Raw genomic sequence first — 5,626 nt, 5'->3', positions numbered from 1 at the left:
TCTAATAAAATGTTTACCCCGAAAATAGGCAAATGTGCCTAGATTCGGGGTATTTTATTTGCCTTTTCCTAAGCTAATTTATTGAAAGTTAATCACCTAGAATTTACAGGGATGGCCGACATAGTCCGTCCTGATATATTACCAATATTTTACAATTCTCTACCCAAGTACAAATTAATGGCTTCGGTTTTGTTACTCACATGTAATTTTTGATAGATGTTATGTACATGTTGTTTTACAGTTCCAATTACAACATCCATTTCTTCGGCTATTTCCTTATATAGCTTACCTTTTGCAAGAAGTGCTAGAACTTCTTGTTCACGTTGACTCAGCAATTTCATTTCGGTAACTTCCCTCGGGCCGTTAAAAAAAAAGTCGGTGACTTTTCGGGCAATGGCATGGGACATAGGAGCGCCACCGTTAAGTAACTCTTTTACTGCATGGACTACCTTTTCCTCTTTAATGGTTTTTAAAAGGTAACCACTTGCTCCTGCTTTTAGGGACTCAAAAATCTGATCACCAGCGTCAAAAACAGTAAACATCATGAATTGAATATCCGGGCGCAATGCCTTCACTTCACGAACACAATCTATCCCACTCTTTTTTCCCGGCAGACCGATATCAACAATAACTAACTTTGTATCTGATTTTGGCAAAAAAGTAATGGCCTCTTCTGCATTTTTATACCGTCCCTGACAAATATATTCTTCTTTGTCGGCGAAGGCATTCACCAGAAAATCCATGATCTCGGAACGGTCCTCCACAAAGGACAATCTAGTTGCTGTTTCTAATTTTTTCATAATCTTCTTTCTTTTGGGGATTTTATATAATTTCAAGAGCTTAAGAACGTGAATCTGGTTCAGAAAGTGGTAATATCAACTTAACCGAGGACCCATTCTGACTTTCAATAATCATTTTACCTCCTATCACTTCCATTCTTTTTTTCATGTTGACCAGCCCATTGCCGAAGTGCCTTAGTTTTTCCTCTCCTATTCCTTTCCCATTGTCTTTCAAGATGATACTTAACTGTTGTTGAGCATAATGCATCGAAAATTCCACAAAATCCGCATTGGCATGTTTTACTACATTATGGGCACTTTCTTTTAAACAAAGGAAGAGATTTTTTCTTTTCTCTCCACTAATAATGATATCAGGGAAATTATCCGGGATAGTAGTTTTACAAGGAATGTCCAAATCTTCAAAATATCCCAGTACAAATTGTCGCATATATATGGCCAAATCCGGTAAGCTATCATAACTGCTATTCATGGCCCAGATAATTTCCCGCATTCCCTCTACCAACTCAGCTGAATATTCTTCTATTCTTTTTAATTTTTCAGGCACATCAACTCCTTTAGACTTTTTCCGCACATTTTGGGCTAGTAATTGAATAGAGGTTAAGCCTCCAGCCAGGTCTTCATGCATTTCGGCACCGATACGATCTCGTTCACTTTGACGGGCTTCTTTGATGTCATTGAGATGTTGAAAAATTCGTTGTTGTTTACGAAGCCGGTTTTTGACAACCATGCGAATGATGAAATAAAAAGCCCCGGCCACTAAAAATAAACTTATTAATAGTATTTCAGGCCGCGCAAAAAAGGGCTTCTTAATGGTCAATTTTAAAGTTCGAGTTTTACCTTTCACTCCATTTGCATTCATTGGAGTAACTTTCAAGTGGTAAATGCCAGATGGAATCTTGGTGAATTGTATTTGTTCTCCATTTGCAATGATTCTTTTTACTCCATCATAGCCTTCTAGTAGATATTCAATCCTATTGTGTTTTGGGAAATAATGAGAAATACTAATCGCATCCATAGCAAAAGTATTCTCTTTTGCTTTCAAAATAAGATGTTTTTTATAATCTATAAGTGTATCGGGATCGTAGGATTCCTTGTTAATTGAAACATTTCTTAATTCCAATTTAGGAGTAAAAGGATATGGCCTGATGGAAAGTGGATCTAAACCTACGGCTCCCTCGTTATAACCCAGCCAAAACTTTCCATTGTTGGTTTCCAGGTAACTATACAAATTGAATTCCTGGGAAGGGAGCCCATCTTCTGTATGATAACAGTATAACTGCCCTGTTTTAGCTAAATAGGCCCAAATACCTACCCGAGTAGCTAACCAATACCAGTCATTTTGATCTCTGGTAATGGCATAAACCGGGAGGTTTTTTAATACCGGGTGATCTGGAAAAATATTTTTCTTTTCCTTAGTAATTAGATCTAATAAAAGTGCACCATTAGCCGTACCTACTAGCAACTGATCATCTTTCCCTTTTTCGGAAATGGCATAAATGTCGGCTCCAATTTGAATGTGCCCTCCTTCCTGTGGGATAAGTTCCCCATTTTCATAAGTAACTATTACAATTTCCCCCCTACCATCCAACAGGTAGAATATATTTTTCTTTTTAGAAGGAAGTGCATAAAAGGATTCAAATATTGGTTTGCCTCCCCAATTATCTAATTTCTTAACCTCCGGACCATTTTTTCCTAAAGTTAAAGTATACAGGCTGTCAATAGTACTTACCAAAAGTTTATTGGGCTCAAGCTGAAGGGTGTACAGCAAGTTTTCTTCTGTGGAAACATATATATTTTCCCAAGCAAAATCAGTGAATTTATAAATTTGACTCGAAGATATAGCCCATATATTCCCTACTTTATCTTTATGAAGATGGGTAATTGGCTGTAAACCATCATTATAGAGGATGTTTTTTTTAAGTTTTCCTGACTCATCAAAGATAAACAGCCCCTTTTTTTGGGTTGCGCACCAAATTTGCCCCAAAGCATCTTCTGCCATTGAATTTACTTTATCAGGTTCAGGCTGGTGTTTGAAAGGAACTATAAAATCATTCGGATTAACCCAGGCGCGACCAATTTCAGCTTTATCGTAGTAGGATACCCATAATAATTCTTCATTATCCAGGTATATTTCTCTTAGATCGTTACTTGAGATACTGCCCGGGATCAGTTTATTGCTAAGAAAGTTTTTTGAAAAGCAACTTGAATCTCGATTGAATAGCCACAGACCATGGTTCTTAGAGATCACAGCAATTAAACTATCATTTAAAATGACCCCATCTTTCACCTGAGAATCAGATACAGAGGGTAATTCATATAAGGATGATGAATCTGGATTTTGCGGATCTGTCTTGATCAACCCATATTGAGAAAAAAGCCAAATTGAGCTATCATTTTCCACAATTACGTGAGAAATATTTGGTTTTTTTTCAGGATGCCCAGGCAATCCATCTTGGAATAATTCGTTTTTGACGATAAAATTTTGTTCAGGAGAAATTGAAAACTGTTCGATGCCTGGACTTCGTATCCAAGGACAAGCATAGATAGTTTTTAATTTTCCATTGGCGAAAGTATCAACAGAAAAACGATAACCTTTAGTTGCGTATATTTTTTTTTGAGCTCCAGTTGCTATGTTATAACTATAAAGCTTGTTATCTGCCTTAAGCCAAAGTAGGCTATCATTGCCTAAGTGAAATCCCGAATATCCTGCATCAATGGCAGGCTGTCCATTCTTTCCTTTTATGCGGTAATTTAGCAACTCATCTTTTTCTCTTACATAACAATTGATCCCGTTAATTGGTGTAAACCAAATATTGGTTTCAGCATCTTCAAAAAAATTACCCTGTATATCTTTTTCTAACAACCCGTTATTCCCGTTGAGAGGATAGTTATCTAAAGATAAGTGCTTTAGCTCAAATCCATTATAATTGTAGACGCCCTCCAAAGAGCTAAACCAAAAATAGCCTTTTGAATCTTTTTTGATAAAATCTATATTTCGGTCATCGAGACCGTCAATGGGCTTCAGATGGTCAAAGGACAAGTGCTGGCACAAGGCAAAAAATGGGAAGTAAAAAATCAAGGAAACGGAAACAATCGTTTTACGGAGAAAAAAATAACAGCCCATGACCTTTAAACCGATGACCATATGCCTAAAATTTCAGACTTGATAGTTGAAATAGAGCTATCATTAAACATGATGTTGTTTCAATGCATATTCAACAGCCACCCTAAGGCTATTTTCTTGTGGCGCTCCCCCATCAAGGTTGTCCGGCCAATGAGGCGGGCACCCAATAGTATGATCAGAGTAAGGAAAAATTGCCCCCAAGTCGAGAGATTCTAAGAATTCTGTTTCAGGGTCGACTGGAAAGTGTATGGCTTTTAAACAATATTTCTCATCTAGCTGAATAGATTCTACTTTTGAATCCTTGTCAAACATAAATTTACTGCCATCGGTAAATATGAGGCCGGCAATATGGTTGGAATTACCAAATTTCATGACCCCTTCCACTTCTTTACCGATCGGTTTATTCCCGTTTTGGTGGACATTTGCTATTTCTTCAACTTCCAGGGACCCAAATTTCTTAATAAAGGGCAATTTGATGATTGGTTTATCAGGGCGTTGATCTTTAATGAAATCATGGGCTTCCTTTCGTTGAGCAAAACGGAGTTCCTTAAGCTCCTTGCGAACGGCTACCGTAAATGTGAACCATTCATCATGATCGAAAGTACCACCTGTATACATTTTTTTTCCACCACCAATGAAGACTTGGTTCCAGCTTTTCGGTTCTCTCCCTTTGAATAAGGAAGCAAAGTTGTTAAAAAACCCAAAGAAATAGCCATCCTTACTCAGTTTATCTGAATAATGAAATTCAAAGTCGTCGCAGCTACCCGTAGGATAATGTAATGGCCCGGCAACACCTTGTTTTTTATCGGCAGGGATCTCGCGGATTTCCCCTACAAAGCGATTATTGATTACGGATACCTTCAATATTTGTAAGTCCACATTTTCGGATTCACCAGGTGCTTTCAATGCAAAGGCAATACCTTTGGTATCCGGTTCGTCTAAAATTGCTTGCAGGTCTGCTCTTTGGAGTAATAAGCCTCCTTGTTTACGGTTTTTCGGATTTGCCATAACTAAGAATGTTTAATTAGATTAAAAATAGCTGTCTAGTGCTTGTTTTCCAAATTGATTTTTATATCATAAGCCAAAGTTAGGCTGCTTTTTAGTAAAGGGAATATAACAAAGGTTATATATAATAGCACTACATCCTGTTCTTGGCCGTCAGTCTATTCTGCAGGACCTTTTTTCTTTTTCACTGCGAGCCCCTAAATTTTTCGGTTCCTTTCTTTGGATAATGTGCCAAAGAATGAGCTTCACAGGGCTTGGGCATCCATTTTATATTGGAAGAAAAATTAAATTTAAATACGCTCGGAACCTAAAACGCTCCTCGCCACTCTAAACCCAACATCAATAAAGCTACGGTTTGGGGGGAGTTCCAAGCGAAAAGTACATCTACATTTAAATGCGTCCCGATCCCAGGCACCTCCTCTGCTTATTGCTTTATCGTTGGTTTTTGGTGAAGGGCTCTCAGGTTGGCTACCAGACCGGCGTTTATAAGTTGTATATTTATTCCAACACCATTCGAAAACATTACCACTCATATCATAAAGACCTAACTTATTGGCTGGGAATATTTTAATCAAATTTAGACTATCAGCTAAAAAACTGGTAACAGTTTAATTCATGATTTCTGAAGAAAGAAATAATTAGTTTTTTGTTCTTCTTTACTTCTTTCAGTACTCGTATAACTTCCAGCTTCAAAGCT

At 37.5% G+C, this 5,626-nt stretch carries 4 protein-coding genes; all 4 read right to left on the bottom strand.

The window, feature by feature from the left end; all coding sequences use genetic code 11:
* Window positions 1-149: 149 nt before the first annotated feature.
* A complete protein-coding gene (locus CRP01_RS41440) occupies window positions 150-800 on the bottom strand; it encodes a LuxR C-terminal-related transcriptional regulator (RefSeq protein ID WP_099155997.1) in 651 nt (216 codons plus the stop codon).
* A 40-nt stretch (window positions 801-840) separates the two neighbouring features.
* The gene (locus tag CRP01_RS41435) at window positions 841-3,945 is read right to left on the bottom strand and encodes a sensor histidine kinase (protein WP_099155996.1); all 3,105 of its coding nucleotides are present in this window, start codon (window positions 3,943-3,945) and stop codon (window positions 841-843) included.
* Between the two features lie 42 nt (window positions 3,946-3,987).
* Window positions 3,988-4,932 (bottom strand): hypothetical protein, encoded by a 945-nt coding sequence (locus tag CRP01_RS41430; protein ID WP_099155995.1) that lies wholly within the window; start codon window positions 4,930-4,932, stop codon window positions 3,988-3,990.
* Between the two features lie 287 nt (window positions 4,933-5,219).
* On the bottom strand, window positions 5,220-5,504 hold the full coding sequence (locus CRP01_RS43600) for a formylglycine-generating enzyme family protein (protein WP_099155994.1): 285 nt from the start codon (window positions 5,502-5,504) through the stop codon (window positions 5,220-5,222).
* Between the last annotated feature and the right edge of the window lie 122 nt (window positions 5,505-5,626).

This window comes from Flavilitoribacter nigricans DSM 23189 = NBRC 102662 (assembly GCF_002646595.1).
GTDB lineage: Bacteria > Bacteroidota > Bacteroidia > Chitinophagales > Saprospiraceae > Flavilitoribacter > Flavilitoribacter nigricans.
This window is presented reverse-complemented; position numbering and strand designations above follow the sequence as displayed.